The 19363-nt window shown below is 66.6% G+C and carries 14 protein-coding genes and 1 tRNA gene; 3 read left to right on the forward strand and 12 right to left on the reverse strand.

The genetic code is table 11. The annotated features are described in order from the left end of the window. Nucleotides 1–68: 68 nt before the first annotated feature. From WC971_05860 to WC971_05915, 12 genes are all read right to left on the reverse strand, one after another. The gene (locus WC971_05860; protein ID MFA5844342.1) at nucleotides 69–1670 is read right to left on the reverse strand and encodes a glycosyltransferase; all 1602 of its coding nucleotides are present in this window, start codon (nucleotides 1668–1670) and stop codon (nucleotides 69–71) included. Further along, the gene (locus WC971_05865) at nucleotides 1667–2266 is read right to left on the reverse strand and encodes a hypothetical protein (protein MFA5844343.1); all 600 of its coding nucleotides are present in this window, start codon (nucleotides 2264–2266) and stop codon (nucleotides 1667–1669) included. Before WC971_05865 ends, WC971_05860 begins: the two co-directional genes overlap by 4 nt. After that, nucleotides 2263–4716, reverse strand: a complete 2454-nt coding sequence (locus WC971_05870) for a hypothetical protein (GenBank protein MFA5844344.1) — start codon at nucleotides 4714–4716, stop codon at nucleotides 2263–2265. Before WC971_05870 ends, WC971_05865 begins: the two co-directional genes overlap by 4 nt. 459 nt (nucleotides 4717–5175) lie before the next feature. Next, nucleotides 5176–5967 carry a hypothetical protein gene (locus WC971_05875; protein ID MFA5844345.1) on the reverse strand — a complete coding sequence of 264 codons (792 nt, stop codon included), beginning with the start codon at nucleotides 5965–5967 and terminating at the stop codon, nucleotides 5176–5178. A gap of 44 nt (nucleotides 5968–6011) precedes the next feature. Continuing rightward, entirely contained in the window at nucleotides 6012–7523 is a 1512-nt protein-coding gene (locus WC971_05880) for a glutamate synthase-related protein (protein ID MFA5844346.1), read from the reverse strand. A gap of 2 nt (nucleotides 7524–7525) precedes the next feature. Beyond that, nucleotides 7526–8719, reverse strand: a complete 1194-nt coding sequence (locus WC971_05885) for a glutamine amidotransferase family protein (protein MFA5844347.1) — start codon at nucleotides 8717–8719, stop codon at nucleotides 7526–7528. Nucleotides 8720–8727: 8 nt separating this feature from the next. Beyond that, entirely contained in the window at nucleotides 8728–10062 is a 1335-nt protein-coding gene (locus WC971_05890) for a heterodisulfide reductase-related iron-sulfur binding cluster (protein ID MFA5844348.1), read from the reverse strand. 201 nt (nucleotides 10063–10263) lie between these two features. Further along, nucleotides 10264–10869: a hypothetical protein gene (locus tag WC971_05895; protein MFA5844349.1), complete on the reverse strand. Its 606-nt coding sequence runs from the start codon at nucleotides 10867–10869 to the stop codon at nucleotides 10264–10266. Between the two features lie 3 nt (nucleotides 10870–10872). Then, nucleotides 10873–12114, reverse strand: a complete 1242-nt coding sequence (locus WC971_05900; GenBank protein ID MFA5844350.1) for a glycosyltransferase family 39 protein — start codon at nucleotides 12112–12114, stop codon at nucleotides 10873–10875. Nucleotides 12115–12116: 2 nt separating this feature from the next. Beyond that, the gene (locus tag WC971_05905; GenBank protein ID MFA5844351.1) at nucleotides 12117–12782 is read right to left on the reverse strand and encodes a hypothetical protein; all 666 of its coding nucleotides are present in this window, start codon (nucleotides 12780–12782) and stop codon (nucleotides 12117–12119) included. Between the two features lie 54 nt (nucleotides 12783–12836). Beyond that, complete coding sequence (locus WC971_05910) at nucleotides 12837–13412, reverse strand: response regulator (protein ID MFA5844352.1); 576 nt, start codon at nucleotides 13410–13412, stop codon at nucleotides 12837–12839. A gap of 4 nt (nucleotides 13413–13416) precedes the next feature. Further along, nucleotides 13417–14835, reverse strand: coding sequence for a histidine kinase N-terminal domain-containing protein (locus WC971_05915; GenBank protein ID MFA5844353.1), 1419 nt, complete (start codon nucleotides 14833–14835; stop codon nucleotides 13417–13419). 155 nt (nucleotides 14836–14990) lie between these two features. Between WC971_05915 and WC971_05920 the strand changes: the two genes are divergently transcribed. The 3 genes from WC971_05920 (at nucleotide 14991) to WC971_05930 (ending at nucleotide 19335) form a co-directional block, all read left to right on the forward strand. After that, nucleotides 14991–16319, forward strand: a complete 1329-nt coding sequence (locus WC971_05920) for an HD domain-containing phosphohydrolase (protein MFA5844354.1) — start codon at nucleotides 14991–14993, stop codon at nucleotides 16317–16319. A 126-nt stretch (nucleotides 16320–16445) separates the two neighbouring features. Then, nucleotides 16446–16532, forward strand: a tRNA-Leu gene (locus tag WC971_05925). Between the two features lie 208 nt (nucleotides 16533–16740). Continuing rightward, nucleotides 16741–19335, forward strand: coding sequence for a YCF48-related protein (locus WC971_05930; protein MFA5844355.1), 2595 nt, complete (start codon nucleotides 16741–16743; stop codon nucleotides 19333–19335). Nucleotides 19336–19363 lie beyond the last annotated feature (28 nt).

Raw genomic sequence — 19363 nt, forward strand, 5'->3', positions numbered from 1 at the left:
AACGGTGTGCCGTACGGCGCCCGCAATAGACCGCTGGGTTGGGTGATGCGAGGGAGGTGCGGCGCGCGTCAGCCGCGACGGCCGCCCTGGATCGCGCGGTACACCGTGAAGGCCACGGTGACAAGGAGCGGGAACATCACCGCGCGCAGGTAGAAGGTGAGAGCGATGCCGAGGGTGTGCATCCACCCCACGAGGAGCGAGAGGACCTCAGCGGACCGCAGCCGGCTCGTCTCGATGGCGCGTCTCCCGCCACGAAAGGGCCCGGGCATCGACCACTGCTGCTCTTCCTTGAGCGTCACGAGGAACCCGGAGAAGCGGAAGTGGAAGATGACGAACCTGTAGGCCGGCATGAGCGGCACAGCCCACCCGCACTGCTCTACGCGCCAGCGCGTCTCCTCGTCCACGAGAGCGTAGCTCGCGAGCGTGTTGAGGGTCTCGAGCAGAGCGTAGAAGAGGTACATCGCGACGAGAGCCTGCGCCACGGTGACGACGGAGTACCCGAAGAGCGGGAAGAGCAGGAACAGCGGCGTCCAGATGAGTCTCGGGAACGCGAGCGTATGGTCGAGCAGGAGCATCTGCGGAAGGGCGAACGACCCGAGCGCGCCGTACTTCCGCTTGCCGAGCATGTGGTCGTGGACCCCACATACCTCGAGCTGGCCGCGCGTCCACCTCACGCGCTGCGCGTACATCCCGTCCCAATCGATCACCGGCTCCAGGAAGACCTTCGCTTGCGGCAGGTAGCCGACCCTGACGTGCTGCTGATGGAGGTCGAGCGTGAGGTCGGTGTCCTCGGAGACGGTCCGGTTCGAGTAGAGGCTTCCCCGCACGAGGACCGAGCGTCTGAACGCCGAACAGGCGCCGGCGAGCGTGTAGATCGTCCCCGTGGCGGACTGCGCCTGACGTCCGAGCCTGAAGGAGGACAGGTACTCGAGGTACTGGCACTGCGCGAGCAGCATCTCGGACCTGCGCAGGCGGCGCGATCTGATGTCGCCGTTCTCATCGAGGACGAGCCGTCCGTTCGAGTCACGCTCCTCGAGGATGTCCCAGTCTATCTCGATGTCGCCGGTGGCGGCCCCGAGCATCGGGTCCCTGCGGAATGCCGTCGCGATCGCCCGCACGGTCCCCGGCGCCAGCACGACATCGCTATCGACGTTGGCCACGATCTCGCCGGTGGACGCCTCGATGCCGGCGTTCAGCGCATGCGCCTTCCCGTGGTGACCGTTCTTTATGAGTGTTATCACACCGTGGAACCGGCCGACACGGATGGCTTGGCCCCTGAGGCGGAAGCCCGCGAAAGTCCTCCCGAGCGTCCCATCGACCGAGACGGACTCCCCGGCGCCCGCGCCGTTCAGATGGCCCTCGATCCGCTCGACGGTGCCGTCGGTCGAGCCGTCGTCGACGACGATTATCTCGAGCTTGTCGTGCGGGTAGTCCTGCGCCTTGATCGACTGGAGACAGCGGTCGATGACCTCCACCTCGTTGTGCGCCGGAACGATGATCGACACCGTCGGCAGCTTGTCGTCGGGCAGAGGCCGACTCAACCACTTCTGCGAACCGCGGGTGCCCCAGACGATGAGGAGCCGGCTCATGGCGTCGAAACCATCGGTTATCACGGGGGTGATCAGCCAGACGCCCCAGAAGAGAAGGAGTACCCAGAAGCTGCCGGTCATGATCCGTCAGCCTCCATCCGGTCGCTCACGAACCTGACGGTGGGCATGGTCACGAGGAACCAGAACACCGCCATCATCGCTGCGAAGTAGAAGATCCTCCCGAAGATCGCGTGCGCCGGGAAGACCCAGGCGGTCCCGAACGATGTGATGATCGCGACGATGATGAGGATGCGGGCGACGTTGATCATGTAGCTCGCCAGCAGACCCACGAGTGCCGTCCAGACCTTGCGACCGGTACTGAAGGCGGGATAGAAGAGCACCAGACCGGATAGGGCGCTCGCCTCGAGAAGCGCGGAGCACTCCAGCCCGATATCGAAGACGGACCAGCCCTCGGGCCCTTTGATCCCGAGGCCCCGGTCGCCGAGGTGCTCGACGACGATGCCGAAGCGTGGCGCGAGGCGCGCGACCAGGACCGCCTGCATCGACTCGAACCGCAAGTCCCAGCCGAGGGCCATGGCCGAGAACACCACGAGCACGGTGAACCCGAAGGCGCCGGTGACGTAGAAGGCGAGCCACATCCGGCGGTTCAGGAGCATCCACGTGAGGACGGCCCACACGACCGAGGACGCGAGCAGGACGGGCATCGTCGGCCTCACGATGCCACCCCCTTGCGCCGCGAGTCCTTGCCCTCGCTCGCCGGCCCCGCCACGTAACGGTGCCACATGAACGCGAGAGCCCCGACGAAGGAGAGGATGGCGAGGGGCAGACCGAGGATGGGTATCGCGTAGAAGGTCGTCTCGCGCGAATCGATCAGGATGCCCGATGACGTCTTCCACGAGGCGGTTACATGGTAGTTGCCGCGCTCGGGGAAGAGCCGGTTCGAGACGGTCCAGGGGGAGGCCTCCGACCACGAAGCGCCCCCGGCGACGGTCACGCCAGACGTGAGGTGGGTCGTCACCGTACCCGAACCCGAGTACGTCTGCGGGGCCCCCGTGGAGTCGATGTACGTGTCGCCCGCGCCGAAGACCCCGTCCGCGTTCGAGTCCCACCAGATCACGTACTCGACGTTCGAGTCCGTGATGGTCTTCGTGCCGTTGTTCGTGACGGTGGCGTCGACGGACACCGTCGAGCCGACCGCGCCGGCATCGGTGGCGTACAGCGACGTGAACGTGCCGTCGAACCTCACCTTGAAGGGGCTGCGGTTGATCTCGGAGCCGTTCTTCGCGTTGAGGAGGATGACCGTCCAGTCGCCCACCGTCGCGGTCGTCGGGACGGTGTAGTCCCCGCGCGCGTACCCCATCGCGTCGACGGGCACGTCGCCGCTCTCGTACACCACCGTGCCGGACGCGTCTATCCAGCGAAAACGCACCGCCGCGTAGTCCTGCAGGTTCATGCCCTGCGCATAGACCTTGTCGCCGAGCGTGAACAGCGAACTCGGGCTCTGGTAGCCGGGATCCGCGTATGTGACCGGCGTGGCGACCCTCGTCACGTCCTTGACGCTGTCGCTGTCGGATCCCGCGGTGGCGGTGACGGTGGTCGTGTCCACGGTGCTCGTGCTCGTCCCCGACGGGATGTCGATACGCGCGTAGACGATCCGGCTCGCACCGTACGGACCGACTGCGATCGTCGTCACCTGGGTGACGAGGTCCTCGAGGTAGAACTGCACCGTCCACGACCGGGTTGAGGACGCGGTCAGGCTGACCGTCCGCGTCGTCGCCGAGCTGTTCGTGATCGTGTGCGGATACGAGACGCGGGTCCCCGCCGCTCCGGGGCCGCTGCTGTCGGACTCGATGTCGATACCGCGTCTTACGGTCAGCGTGTCGTCGACGTACGCCGAGATCGTAGGGTCCGAGCGCAGCCGCACCAGGACCCTGATGCTGTCCTGCGTCCCATAGGTAGCGGTCGAGGGCACGCTCACCTTCACCACGACCGTCGTCGAAGCGTCCGATGCGAGCGCGACGGTCGGCAACAGGCTCGCGCCGGAGTAGTCGTAGACGAGGGCCGTCCACGAGCGCGACGACGACGCGGTCAGTGACACCACTTGGGACTGGCTGGTGTTGTTCGACACGGTATGTGTGAACGAGATGGTCGAGCTCGGAGCGATGGAGCCCGTTCGCGGAGGCACGATGGTGACCAGGCCGACCCTCGTCGAGTCGGTCGCGATGTCCCAGACCGCGCTGTCGCTCGCGCAAGTCGCGCGCAGGACCTCGGTGTCCAGAGCACCGTCAGGGGCGCCGGATGGGATGGTCACCCGCAGCTGCACGGTCGTCGTCTCCCCGGAGCGCAGGGTCACGGACGTGATGCTCGGCCCGCCCGGACGGTAGATCCCGACGGCCCAGCCCGCCGTCGACGACGCGGCAAGACTGAACGTCTCGGTCGATGCGCCGGAGTTCAGCACGGTATGGCTGTACGTCACCGTCGAACCCGCCGCGCCGCCGCTCTGAAGGTCGGGCTCGACCGAGACGGAGCGGAGCCGCAGGTCGAACGGATCGGTGTTGTCCATGACGCCACCGGGGATGTTCGCGCTGTTCCCGCTCGAGAAGTGCAGCATGATGGGGCTTCCGGGAGCTAGACCGAGCGACGCCCACGTCACGCGGAACTCGAGTTCAAGCCCGTTCGCAGCCGCGGTCGCGTCGAACGACGCCCCTGTGATCTCGTTGCCCGCCGAGCCCGGCTCGTCGACACCGTCGCCGGTGATCGCGTCCCCGTTGACGGCGTCCGCCGGGACGTACGACATGAGCTTCGTGCCGTTGGAGAAGTACCGGTCACCGGTGAACTTGTAGTCCATGTAGACTTCGTTCGACTTCAGGCGACCATCGCCGTTCTTGTCGACGTAGAAGAAGAAGTGGACCTCGTTCTGCCCCGTGGTGTTCCGGCGGATGTAGAAGTAGAGGTTCGTATCGTCGTACGTGATCGCGGCGAGACTGATGTCGCGCTGCTCGGACCTGCTCGGATCGTCGGGGTCGTCGGTGCCGGTGCGGTCGTACATGACGTTGTCCGGGTCGGACAGAACGCCGTCCCAGTCACCCACGAGGCCGTTGATGCTGATGGTGGTCTTCACGAACCCGTCGGCCGACGACGGGATGACGAGGACGACGCTCGCCATGAGCAGCAGGAGAACGACCGGAAGCGCGGCGCACCACCTTCGACGCCGCTCGTCGCGTCCCCCAGGGGGACGCGTATGCGTTCGGTGAGCCCGCATCGTGCAGCAGTGGCTCCCCGGTCGGCCCGCCTTCGGTCCGGCTGCCGTCCATGTCGGAGATGCACATCCCGGTGCCAGGTCACCCGTCAGCGGCTTCCTTCGACGCCTCCGACCCGCACAGAAAATCCTTTCGGACTGTGCGCGCCATCACATCGACGTCGACCGTCCTATCCTCTTCGCTAAATCCCTTCGTTGTGGGCAGTCGCTCGACCGAGAGAGACTCCCGAAACGCCTACCGGCAAGAAAGCCGTCATCGACAAGCGGTACTCGAACCGACCACATCCCGCACCCCTGGCAGCAAATCGACCGGGCACGATGTCCGGTCGACCGCGAGAACCGGTCTATTCCAGAGGCGACGAACGGTCAGCCCGCGTACAGCTTCCCGTACGGCCGGTGGCTCGTGGGCACGAGTTTGGTGAACGGCACCGACATCATATCAGCAAGGTCCAGGCCGAATGCGCCGCAGTGATCCTCGAGTATCGGGCGGAGTCGAGACAGGTCGTCCTCGTCAGCGGTGAAGATCCCTACCTCCTTGCCGCACTGCCAGGGCTCCACACCGCCTCGCAGGTAGATGACGCCGCCGTGCATACCCGTCCCGACGAAGGATCCGACGATCGGCTGATCGGGGAACTGGGTCCGCGTCCCGAGCAGCACGAGCAGGCCTCCCGCCATGTACTCGCCGAAGAAGTCGCGCGCCTTGCCGCCGCACACCACGATAGGCCGCAGCCCCTCGTACGCCTTCATGTGGATGCCCACCCGATAGCCGACGTCGCCCGCGATGTGGACGACCCCGCCTCGCATGCCGTACCCGAGGACGTCCCCCGCGTCCCCGTGGACGACGACTCGACCGCCGCTCATCGTGTTGCCGACGCCGTCCTGCGCGTTGCCGAAGACCTCGACAGTCGGCCCGTCCATGAACATCCCGAGGTCGTTGCCGGGCGTGCCGTGCACCTCGATGCGCCGGCCCGCGCCGGTGAGGCCGGTGCCGATATAGCGCTGACCGTTGACGTCGTTCAGCCGCACGGTCGTCGCCCCGTCGGCAAAGGCCGCTCTCACGGCCTGGTTCAACTGGCGGTAGTAGACGCCCTTCGCGTCGATGACCGCCGTCTTGCCATCGACGGCGACGTCCGGCGCGGCCTTGCGATAACCCTCCATCGGGCCGGTGCTCGTGATCGACATCGCGTTCGCTCCCCTATCCCTCACAACCCGGCCGGCTTGACGCCGAGGACACGACACGTCTGCTCGTCGAGACCGATGGAGCGCAGACGCTCCCTGCTCCCGCGCAGCGACTCGACGGCGTTGACGCCGAGCGCGCCGAGGATCTCCTGGAGCTCGTGGCTCCATGCGTGCACGAGGTTCACGAGCCTCTCGGCGCCCCACTCGGGATCGACACGCCGGGTGAGTTCGGGCTTCTGCGTCGTGATACCCCAGGAACAGCAGCCCGTGTGGCACTGCTGGCAGAGGTGGCAACCGAGCGCCATCAGCGTCGCCGTCCCGATGGCGACGACGTCCGCGCCGAGCGCGATCGCCTTGGCCATGTCCGCCGACGAGCGGATGGAGCCAGCCGCGACGATCGAAGCCTGGTTGCGGATGCCCTCTTCGCGCAAGCGCTGATCCACGACGGCGATCGCGATCTCCACGGGTATCCCGATATGGTCGCGGATGATCGTAGGAGCCGCGCCGGTGCCGCCCCTGAAGCCGTCGAGGTAGATGTAGTCCGCGCCGGCGCGGACGATCCCGCTCGCGATCGCCGCGACGTTGTGCACGGCCGCGATCTTGACGCCCACCGGCTTGTAGCCCGAAGCCTCCTTGAGGGCGTAGATCAGCTGCCGCAGGTCCTCGATCGAGTAGATGTCGTGGTGGGGCGCTGGCGAGAGAGCGTCCGTCCCCTGCGGGATCATGCGGGTCCGGCTGACCTCGTTGTCGATCTTCTCGCCCGGCAGGTGACCGCCGATGCCCGGCTTCGCGCCCTGGCCGACCTTGATCTCGATGGCCGCGCCGCGGTTCAGGTACTCGGGAGTCACGCCGAAGCGGCCCGAAGCGCACTGGACGATGATGTTGTCGGCGTACGGGTACAGGTCCGCGTGCAACCCGCCCTCACCGGTGTTCATGAGGATGCCCAGCCTACTCGCGGCCATCGCCATGGACTTGTGCACGTTGAGCGAGACCGACCCGTAGCTCATCGGCGCGAAGACGATCGGCGCCTCGAGTTCGACGTTGTTCTCCATGCCTCCGCCATCGGCGAGCCGCCAGCCTCCATCGGCGTCGGCCTCGACGGCCACGGAATCGGGCTTGCGCCCGAGGAAGGTCCGAAGCTCCATCGGCTCGCGCAGCGGGTCGATGGAAGGGTTGGTGACCTGGCAGGCGTCGAGCACCAGGTGGTCGAAGATGCGCAGGTAGGGCTTATCGTTGCCCATCCCCGTCAGCAGCACGCCGCCCGTCTCCGCCTGACGCCATACAGCCTTGCGCAGCGAAGGCGACCAGTTGTCGTTGTCCCGGTACGCGAGCGGGCTCTTCTCGATCGAGATGCAGTGCGCCGGACAGAACGTCACGCACCGGTGACACGCCTTGCACTTGGCGTCGTCCGGGATGGGGCGCTCGTTGAACGAGTACACCCCCCAGCCGCACTGTTGGACGCAGCGGCCGCACTTGTGGCACTTGTCGTAGTCGATCCGGACACGGAACTCCGGTTGGATGTAGGTGGTCGGCATCTCTAACTCACCTCGGCCGTGTCGCAGGAGGCTTCCGTGCCGGTGACGGCACAGGAGACCTCGCCTGGGGTAGCGTGCAGGTCGCCATGGATCGGCCAATCCATCCCGCGGACCCGGGCCACGACCGGCTCGCCGGCCTTCGGCGCCCACAGCGCGTCGGGATCCGGACAGATGGCCCGGATGGCACTCTCCTCGGAGGCGACGATGACGAGGGATCCTGACTTCGCCGCCACGAGCGGCCGCAGCTTGATGCGGTCGTTGAGTGCGACCATACCGCCGTTGAAACCGAGCACGATCGCGAACGGCCCGTTGAGCATGCCCGGGCCGTACACCGCTCGCAGGCTGCGCATCACGTCCCGCTCGTTCGCCGGCATCCGGTCGATATCGGCCCACAGCGGGCTTGCGAGCGCCTTGCATGCGAGTTCGAGCGGGAGCTTGTGGCGGCGGAGCAACAGGTCGAAGAGGTACGCGGCGACTTCCGTGTCCGTACCGAGCGAGCAGCGGTAGCCGAACTGCTCCAGATAACGGCTGTTGATGCCGTAGCTCGATATCTCGCCGTTGTGGACTATCGACCAGTCGAGGAGCGTGAACGGGTGGGCACCTCCCCACCAGCCTGGAGTGTTCGTCGGGAAGCGGTTGTGCCCCACCCAGGTGTGGCCTTCGTATTCCTCGAGCATGAAGTAGTGCCCGATCTCCTCCGGATAGCCGACGCCCTTGAAGGCGCCCATGTTCTTCCCCGAGGAGGCGACGAACGCCCCGTCCACGCTCGAGTTCACGGTCATGACGACCCGGACGACGTAGTCCTCGGCGCTGACCTCGGACTCCTCGAGCTTGTGAGGGTACGGCCTCAGGAAGTACCTCCACAGCAGCGGAGGGTCGTTTATCCCGGCCACCATCCGCGTCGGCATGGGCTCGGCGAGGTCGACGAGGAAGTACTGATCGAACATCGCCTCCGCCTCGTCCTTCGCCCGGAGGTCGTGGTACATCATGTGGAAAGCGAAATGGTCGGGGAACTCCGGGTAGATGCCGTAGCCCGCGAAGCCGCCACCCAGACCGTTCCCGCGGTCGTGCTGGACGGCCATCGCCTGGATCGCCACCTCGCCGGAGAACCGGACGCCGGATTCGTCGCAGATGCCCATGAGTCCGCAGCCGCCGTGGATCTTGAAAGGCGACTCCTCACTGTATGCGGGTCGCATAGGCATGGTCACCCTCCCTCCTCGTGTCCGCTCGCGAGCAGTCGGGCGAGCGCTTCACCGCCACCGTCGGGGAGCGGGTCGAGTCCGAGCTTCTTGCGGGCCGACTCCTTCGGCTTGCCGAGCGTGCCCGTCTCGGTGAACGCCCGGTAGGCGGCGGTCACCGATTCCGGCCCCGTCCCGGCGGCGGTCGCGAGTTCCTTCAGCTTCCGGAAGATCTCCGCCATGCCGATCCTGCTGTGGCACAGCTCCTGGCACGTGTAGCACTCGAGACACTTCCACAGCTGCCCGTCGGCGAGCACCTCGTCGAGCTCGCCCTGGACCAACCGCGCGACGATATCGGTCGGCTGGAACGTGGGGTCGACCTGACAGACCGGGCAGTCGTCCTTGCACGCGCGGCACGCCTCGCACTTCGCCAGAAGCGAGACGTCGAAGTGCTCGGCCAGCCGCTCGCGATCGGCGCGACGCGACGCCCAGGCATCCAGGAAGGGCTCGACGCTGACCCGATGCATATCGAGGCCGATCTCCTCGGGCTCGTGGCCCATCGCGAGCGCGATCAGCTCGGAGAGGTAGAAGACCGGGACGTGGACATCCTCTTGCGCCCTCTGCAGCGCCGCCTGATTCAGGTCGAACTGCTGGAAGCAGGAGGGACAGACCACGACGAGCGCGTCGGCGCCCTCGCGCTGCACGTCGGTGAGCTTGCGCCTCGCGAACGCGAGCGAGCCCTCACGCTCCCCGACGCGATCGAGCGCCCCGCCGCAACAGGTCATCTTCGTCGGATAGTCGACGACGTGAGCGCCGAGCGCGGCGACGAGCGACTCGACCTTCGTCGGCTGGAGCGGGTCGTCCCAGCGCACGGCCGGCTGTGGGCGAAGAAGGTGGCAGCCGTAGTGGACGGCGACCCGCATCCCCCACAGCGACCGCTTGACCCGGGAGGCGAGCACGCCGGCCCCGATGTCCTCCGACAGCCACTCGGCGAAGTGCTCGATACTCGACTCGCCTTCGTAGCGAAGTCCCTCTTGCGCGAGGCGCTCGTTGACGGCGTCGCGCGCCCGCCAATCGACCGCCAGGTGGCTCGCGGTCTCCTTGAACGTCGAGTAGCAGCCGTTGCACGGCGTCACGACATCGAGCCCCGCGCGCTCCACCAGAGCAAGGTTGCGCGCAGCGGTAAGGTAGTAGACGTCCTCGTCGTTCGCCTTCACGAGGATGCCCTCCGGGCAGCACGTATGGCCCTCGAGTTCCACCGGCACAGCGCCGAGGTCGTCGAAGACGAGCCGGGTCGCCTTCTCGATGAACGGGAACCTGGCGGGTATCGTGCACCCCCAGAAGACCGCTAGACCCTTCATGTGCGCCAGCTTTCTCTCTCCGGACGACGAAAGACGCCCGCCGAGGCCCCCTGAGGGGTCCGACGAGCGCCTTTGCTCGTGTCCTATGCCCGAGGCACCTTCGCCTCGATGCGTCGATGATAGCAGCCGCCGTGCCGAAGTGGAAGGCGTAGGGGTATCCCGCTCGAGCCGCCCACGCGAGCGGGCCACATGCCGCGGTCGCTAGTGACTGCGGTTGGCAGCCCCACCTTCGCCGGAGTCGAGTCCGCTGAACATCGGATACCGCCGATCGAAGTCGTACTTGGCGTCCAACGTCTCTCGCGCGGACCTCGCTTCGAGCTCCTTCGCCAATACGTCGGTATTCACGAATCGGCGCAGGCCCTGCGTCTCTTCCACGAACGGGGCGATCTCGGGGAAGGCCGCCACAGCCTCCTCGCCTCCCGGCACGGAGACCAGCAGGGGCGAAAGCTCGCCTTCCTCACGATCCCGGAGAAGTCTGTATGACACTCGGTATGCGAGCCAGGCCCGATCCACGTGACGTGCGATCGCATGGAACCCCAAATCGGACTCCACGTACGCATCGACGAAGGTCTCCGCCTTCAACATGGCGATCTCGGTGTTCGCGGTCGGTTCCTCACTCGATATCGCCCCAGAGTCTCCCCTATCCAGGGCGTGAAGGCTCAGGATCGCATTCGCCGCGAGATGGCTGCCCTCAAGACGTCGCTGCTGCCCCATAAGCGCCCCGGCAGCCACGACCGTCAGCAGCGTCAAAGCGAAAGCGATCATCGCACGCCGATCCCGCTGCTCCATCGGGTCAGAGCGAGCCATGTCTCACGACCATCCCAGTCTCGCGAGGAGCCAGCCATAGGCCCATCCCGGCACCGGCATCCCGCTCACTATAGGGAACAGGTACAGGCTCCACCCGACGGCGATGGCGAGGAAGATCCACGCCTTCCTCCCGAGGACCTTGTCGGCCGCGAATCCAAGGGCGATGGCACCGAACGGCAGGAGCGGGATGCTGGAGTAGAGCATGATCGAACGTCTAGCGGTCAGGAAGAAGACATATAGCAGGATGAACGAGCCCCCCACGAGCAACGCCGGTATGGACCTGCCCTTGTATCCACGCCACAGAAGATAGGCTACCGCCGGGACGAACAGGAACCAGATCGGCAGATCGTTGAACATCGCCGCATACGACCCGGGGCGGTAAGCCGTGTCGACGGCTCCTATCCACGTGGTGAACCACCGCGACGGTCCGGCGATCCTGGTCAGACCCGTGAACATCCCCTCCATGCCGGACGCCTGGACGCGGTAAGCATCGACGTTGAGGCTGAACCACTCGGCCACCGAGTAGCCGCGAGCGGCCCACGGCAGGAAAGCGGCGACGTAGATCGACAGCGGAAGCGGTCCGAGGTAGGCGACGATCCGGGACATGCCGGGCAGGCCCTCCTTGCGGTGCCGGGCGAGTGCTAAGACGAGCATCAGCAGACCGGGTATGACCGCGTACCAGCGCAGCGCCCACGCCGCGCCCAGAGACAGCCCGGTAAGGATCCAGTCACGGTCACGGTCGGTCTTCATGGCTCTTATGAAGAACAGACAGACCACGAGGATGAAGAAGGTAGCGGGAGTGTCCTCCGAGATGTTGCGCGAGAAGGCGACCGAGAGCGGGTCGAGCGCGATCAGCGCCGCGGCGGCTATCGCTGGGAACGGACGGCGGAACATGGCGCGCGCTACCAGGTAGGTCATCAGCACGGACCCGGTCCCGAACATCACGTTGCACATCCGCCAGCCGACAGGGTCGTTGCCGAAGAAGATGCTGCTGGCATAGAGCAGGACGTACTTGAGCGGCTGCGTCCACCAGCCTGGAGGGCCAAGGCTACCGTACCGGATGTACGTGAAGGCGCTGGGCGCGAGGAGGGCTGTGTCGTCCAGCCACAGTGTGACTTCGGCGACATGGAAGATCCTGAGGAGCAACGACAAGAGGAACACCGCCAGCGGCGTCCACCACGGAGGAGCCCAAGCGGTCGCCGGTACTCCGGTCCCCTCGGCGTCCGTCGTGCGTCCCCTCGTCATCGTCATCGGCCTTCTTGGACGACGTAGATGTCGGAGACCCTCGGGTCGTCGAAGGAGGTCAGGAACGAGGAGGGATATTCGGACTCCGCGGTCTTTGGAACGTAGGCGACCACTCTCTCGCCGAACCGCGGCAGGTTCTCGGGCGTCACGTAGTCGACGCGCGCGCCATACAGTCGGCTGGACACGCTGCTCGACGTGACGATCCCGTCACCGCGCGTCGACATGTGCAGCACGATCAAGGGCCATTCCTTCTCGGGGACGACCACGTAGACGTGGCGGGCGACGCCCGAGAGGATGAATCCTTCCACGAAGTTATCGGGGGTGACCGGCGCCGACTCGTCCCGTCCCCCGAGCGACCGGATGTACTCCCTGGCACCCCACTGCTCGATGTGCGCTGTCTTGTCGAACAGGACGACAATGCGTCCCCGCAGTCCGAGGCGGCGAAGGAGCAGGTAGCCGTCTCGAGAGCTTCCGACCTCGTAGCGGCGGTATCCCTCGGCGAACCGCCTGTTGCTCACACCGACGGTCTGGAACGCCAAGAACATGATGGCCAGCAGGGCCATACACGCGATCGCCGGCGCGTATCGCCGAGCGCCGAGAACGGCACGCAATAACAACGGACTCGGATCGTCCTGAGTGTCGATTGCAGGTGCGTTCTTCGCGTTCATTGGCGGAGTGTATCTCTACCGAGTCCGCAAGCCAACCGGTCGAGCGGGCTTCGCCTACGTGTCTCCGTCGGCCTCCGCGGCGAGCAGGACCGCCTCGGCGACCTGCCGAAGCGTCAGCCGTCGGTCCATCGCGAGCTTCTGGAGCCGCCGGAAGGCATCCTGCTCCGTCGCGCCCTTCGACATCAGGACGCCCTTCGCCCGGTCCAGGGCCTTGCGCGTCTCGAGACGCTCCTCGAGGTCGACCACCTCGGCCTCTAGCGCGCGAGCCTCCGCGAAACGAGAGACGGCCACGTGCATCGCGGGCACGATGTCCTGCTTCGTGAACGGCTTGACCAGATACGCCATCGCTCCGGCGTCGGTTGCGTCTCTCACGTACCCTGCCTGCGAGAACGCCGTGACCATCACCACGGGGGCGATACTCTCGTCACCGATCACGCGAGCCGCGGCTATCCCGTCCATCCTCGGCATCTCGACGTCCATGAAGACGATGTCGGGTCTGAGACGACGAGCGAGATCGACCGCCTCCTCGCCGTCGCGCGCTTCGCCGACGACCTCGTGACCCTCCTCGACGAGCATCTCCTTGAGGTCCATGCGGATGATCGCCTCGTCCTCGACGATGAGCGCGCGCATGGGCTCACTCCTCCCCGGTGTCCGCGAGCGGGATGTGCAGCGTGACGGACGTCCCGCGACCGCGTCCGAACGAGAGAGTGCCGCGGAGGTCGTCCTCGACGATGGTCCTGACTATCGCGAGACCGAGGTGGGCCGAGCCCTCCACGTCGAAACCCTCCGGAAGACCCGCCCCATCGTCCCTGACCGACAGGTGCACCTCTCCCGGCAGCCTGCGCATGGCGACCGTGACCGTCCCTGGACCCCCGGCGAGGCCGTGCTCGATCGCGTTGTGCACGAGCTCCGCGACCACGAGGGCGAGAGAGGTCGCCATCGAGGCCGGGACCTCACCTGTCGAGCCCCGCACCGTCACCGTCACGCCGGGTTCCGTCCCCGCGAGCCCCTGGCGGACCATGTCGACCACCGAGCGCGCCGCCTGTGCGAAGTCCACCCGCTCCTCGCTGGACGCCGCGAGCATCTCGTGCACGACGGCCATCGAAGACACCCGCTCGACGGCCTCGGCGAGCGCTCGCGTGGCCTCGGGGCTGTCCGTCCTTCTCTCCTGTATCCGAAGGAGAGAGGCGATCGTCTGCAGGTTGTTCTTCACCCGGTGGTGGACCTCGCGGATCGTCGCCTCCTTGACCTTGAGTTCCTGCTCCCGGCGGCGCGACTCCGTGATGTCCTCCACGAGCACGAGCATCGAGGACTGCAGCGCGATCTCGCGGTAGCTGAGTACGCGGCCGGCCACCTCGACCTCGACCGCGTGCGCTTCGCCGCTGCGCAACCCGAGGGTGACGGCCTCCACCGCTGCCGGCATCGCCGACGCGGGAATGCCGATCACGCTCCGCTCGACGCCGGCGGCCTTCATGATCGTCACCGCGTTCGGACTCGCGTAGTCGACCGTTCCCGCAGGGTCGATGCGCAGGACGCCGTCGCCGGCACGGCGCGTCGTCGAGAACGCCTCGTGCGACCCACCCCAGAGCAGTGGGCCGTCGGCCAGTACCTCGAGAAGTCCCTCGGCGAGCTCGATGAAGATGCGCTCCATCTTCCCTGGCGCCTCGTCCACCTGCTGCGTCACGTCGCGCACGACGACCGCGGCGGGTGTCTCACGGGGACCGATGGGATACCCGACCGTGGCATACGTCAGCCCGCGCGTGCTGCGCCGTCGAGTGCCGAGGACGACCCGGCCGGAGACGAGAGCTTCGTACGCCTCGACCTCGTCGCCGCGGCCCAGCGTCCGGCCGACCCGGCTCGACGCGACCACGGGGACCGCGGTCATCGGCCGGGCGTCGGCCACGACGTACAGCGAGCCGTCGGGACGAGGCACGGCCAGCGCGACGTCCCCGTAGCCCATGTCTGCGACGAGCTGGAGGTTGGCCGCGACGTTCTCGAGATGCGCCTCGACGTCACCTCTACCAGCATCACCACATGCGCTCTTCGAGTCCATGGAACGAGTATACGCCAGCATGACGAACGGCAACTTAACCGGCCTCACTTGAATGAGCCACGACCGTTCGTCCACCCATTGTGCACGCCGGTCTGTCACCGGACGATAGTCGGAATAGATGAACGGAAGCCACTTCGCATCGGAGGTCGGAGACGATGACAGCCAGGGGACGAGACATCAAGTCACTGCTGGACCGTGAGGTCCAGGTCAGCTACCTCGCGTACGTGATCATCCTCGCCCTGGTGGGCGTGGTCGGGCTCTTCGGATTCGCGTTGCTGTCGAACCTGGGCTCGTCGCAGCTGTGGGTGCTGCGCAACGATATCGCGAGAACGCTGATCACCGGCTTCGTGCTCATGGTCGTCCTCTATCTCGCCGACACCTCGCGCCGCCTGCGGAACGAGATCACCGAGGTGCACGACCGCCTCGCGGAAGCCAAGGCCGAAGTGCAGCGCTCCTATGATCGACTCGCCTTCGCGCACCGTGCGGCCACTCTCATGACTTCACTCTCCCAGGAAGACGGGATGCGCTGGTTGCTGAAGGAATCCGCACAGCACTTCGGCGCGGACGCGGTCGCCATCGTCGGCGATGACGTCGTCATCCACACCGATCCCGCCCACGAGGGAGCAGAGACACTCAGCGCGGTCATCCGCGCGTCCGTGGAGTCCGTCCGCGAAGGCCGTCCTATCTCCGCGGCGGACGCGGCATCGGGCACGGCGACCCTGACGGTCCCCCTGCGCGTTCGGGACCGCTTGCGCACCGTCGCCGTGATGTGGCGCGTCGGCCCCGCCTTCACGGACGAGGACCTCGGTGGGCTGCGTCTCGTCGGGCGCGTCATGGAACTCGCCCTCGAGAACCGCGAACTGCTCGAAGAGGTCCGCTCCCAGCTGAGAGGCACGCTCGAGGCGCTCGCTCACCTCGTCGATCTTCGTAAGCCCGACTATCTGCGCCACTCCACGGAGATCGCCGCGCGCGCGGTCTCGGTCGGACGCAGGCTCGGTCTCACGCCCGTACAGCTCCAGGACGTCCGCAGCGCCGCTCTCCTCCACGATGTGGGCATGCTCGAGGTGCCCGAAGCGGTCGTCGCTGCGCGGCGCGACCTCACCGACGCGGAGCGCGGGATGCTCGAAGCGCACACGGCGCTCGGAGCCCGGCTCGCCGCGAGCGCGGGATTCGATGACGACGTCCAGACCGCCATCCTCTCCCATCACGAGCGACTCGACGGGTCCGGATACCCCACGCACGTCGGAGGCGACGACATCCCGCTGGCCGCACGCATCATCAGCGTGTGCGACGAGTACGAGCGCTTGACCTCGGAGCGCCGCGGCGAGCCGCGGATGTCGATCCGGGACGCGGCCGAGTACCTCACCCAGCACGCTGGGACGGAATTCGACCGGCGCATCGTACGCGCGTTCGTCGCCGATCTCGTCCGAAGCCTGCAGGCCGACGCCGTGGAGGCGGTGCCGCACCTCGCCCGAGCGGTCTGACGCTCAGCGCCATCGATCCACCAGGGCCGGCGAGTGGCACGCCGGCCCTGCGCTTTCCCCGGCCCCCTCGCACTCTGCTGGCACCACGGCGTGAGCTTGCCCTATCATGGGCGACGTCGCCCACAGGCCCGGGTGGCGGAACAGGCAGACGCGCCGGTCTCAAAAACCGGTGGCCGAAAGGCCATGCGGGTTCGATCCCCGCCCCGGGCACCATCGCTCGCCGCCTTCGCGACGAGCCGAACCCGGTCCGTGCCGCCGTCCTTCACGCATCCGAAAGAACGAGACGAGCGAGAGCACGGTCGCGCGCTGCGCCGCCACCACACCCAGCATCACGCAAGAGGTTTGCGGGAATAATGGTGTGACGGACGGTGCTACCCCTGTCCCGGAAAGCGCATGTGTCATCCAGCGTCTGGAGGTCGTCATGAAGCGCATCCTGCCCGCATTGCTTCTAGCCGCATCACTGGTCGGCCTCACGTCTTCCGTGACGCAAGCCGTGGTGGGCTGGACACCGCTGGATGCATCGCAGCGGTTCGTCTGGCAGCAGCCGTCGCCGCAAGGCAACCCTCTGGCGGCGATCGACTTCGTCGACGCGAACACCGGCTGGGCGGTGGGCGCGAACGGGACCGTCATCAAGACCACCGACGGCGGCTACGCCTGGACGCAGCAGGGCCCGATCGTCCCTCAGGGCGCGGAGACGAACGTCAACGACGCGACCGACGTGTGCTTCGTGGACGCGAACAAGGGGTGGGTCTCGGCCGGGGAGCATGTCTACCGCACCACGAATGGCGGGGCGACGTGGACCCGGACGGGCGCCTGGTACACGGACATGAGCGGCAACTACATCTCGTACGCGAGCGTCGATTTCGCTGACGCCAACAACGGCTGGATCGTGGGGAACCACAAGGTCTGGCACACGACGACGGGGGGCACGTCGGTCACCTCGCAGGTCCTGCCCGCAGGCGCTTCGCCTGACCTCGTCGCGGCGGCCAGCTCCACGCATGCATACATGGGAGGGATCTTCGAGGGCTACCTGCAGACCACCGACGGCGGCGCGACCTGGACGCAGCGCACATTCACCGGCACCGCCCACACCGCGCACTGGACAGACTCGATCGCCGCGGTCAACGGCACGAAGGTCTACGTCGTGACCGGCGGCGACGTGCTGCTGACGGCCGACGCGGGCTCGAGCTGGACGACGATGACCGTGGGCAACGCCTCAGGCGACCCGGTCCAGAGAGTCTGCGTCGTCGACGGCGACCTGACCGGCTCCACCGCGTACGCGACCTCTGAGGCGGGCAAGCTCTACAAGACCACGAACAGCGGCGCCACCGGCTGGGTGTACTGCACCACGACTCCCAACCGGTCGCCTTACGACCTCGACGCCCCGTCCTCCAGTGCGATATTCGCCATCGACAACATCAAGGTAGTCGGCAGCACCGACGGCGGCGCGAGCTTCCAGCCCCGCTACGCCGACTCCACGGAGCGGGGCTACTCGTCCGTCGACTTCACGAGCGCCACGAGCGGTCATGCGATCACACCGTACGACTACGCCAGCACCAACAACGGCGGCTTATCGTGGACGGTCGAGGACATGTCGTCGAGGAACATCTACATGAAGGACGTCTTCTTCCTCGAGAACGATCCACGGACCGGCTGGATCGTCGGCAGCCCGTCCTCGGGAGGGCCCAGCGTCCTCAAGACCACCAACGGCGGCGCCAGATGGGAGTCGCAGGTCGAGACCGACATGGCGGCCGACGAGGTGTGCTTCGCCGACGCGGACGACGGCTGGGCGACCGATCACACATTCGGCTACTTCTGGCGCAGCACCGACGGCGGCGCGACCTGGAACAAGGTCATTCACGACGGCTTCCACTGGGACGTGGACTTCGTCGACGCCAACAACGGCTGGATGGCACTCAGCACCAGCCCGAACACGAACTGCTACGTCATGCGCACGAGCAACGGCGGCAGCACTTGGACCACCCAGACCGTCGCCACGACGGGCGGGAGCCTGCAGGAGCTCGACTTCGTCGACGCGAACACCGGTTACGCAGCCGACTCGTTCGCCAACCTATTCAAGACGACCGACGGCGGCGCGCACTGGAACGCGGTCACGCTGAGCCCCTACCTCGCCACTTTCCGCATCACCGACCTCAAGTTCTCGAGCCCCACCGACGGCTGGATAGTGGGCCGCCAGAACGCCTCGAACCTGCTCGGCTCGTACCGCCACGACTTCGCGGCCCACACCACGAACGGCGGATCGAGCTGGGACTTCAACGCAGATCCCACCAATGCCGATAGCGGCTCGACCGGGACCAAGGTCGGGATCACCGCTGTCGACTCCTTCGGCAGTGACACATGGATAGTGGGCGGGAACGGCTCGATCCTGAAGACACTGCCCCACAGCACCGCCACCATCACCTCCGTCTCCAGGACGCTGGCATCGTACGACCAGAGCTGTGTCGTGACGGGGACTCTGACCTATCGGGACGCCCCTCTGGCCGGCAAACCGATGCGCTTGTGGACCTCGGGCTCGACCAGCGGCTTCGTCCAGAGCACGACCGTGGCCACGACCACCGCAGGAGGCGCCTTCTCCTTCACCGTCAGGCCGTCCTCGGCGACGTACTACAAGGTGAGCTTCGCCGGCGATGGCGACGCTCCCGCGTCGAGCGCGAGCAACTACGTGAAGGTGACGCCCGTCGCATACGTGGGTAACCCCGTCGCGCCGTCGACGATGTACCGCTCGCGGTACTACACCGTCTACGGCTACCTGAAGCCGAGACATGGTTCCGGGACCTATCCGGTGCGCATCTACAAGTGGCGCAAGGTGAGCGGCGTCTGGAGGAGCTACGGCAACACGACAGCCAGGGCCTCGAACTACTCCACCTACTCGAAGTACGCGGCTTCGATCAGTTTGACCTACGCTGGCGCGTGGAGGCTGCGGGCGTACCACCCCGCCGATGCCGGCCAAAGGGCCACATGGTCGAGCGGATACGACTACGTGACCGTGAGGTAGCGGCTGCGTTCAACTCGCACTTGCACGA

The sequence above is a fragment of the Coriobacteriia bacterium genome, assembly GCA_041658765.1.
Taxonomy (GTDB): domain Bacteria; phylum Actinomycetota; class Coriobacteriia; order Anaerosomatales; family JBAZZO01; genus JBAZZO01.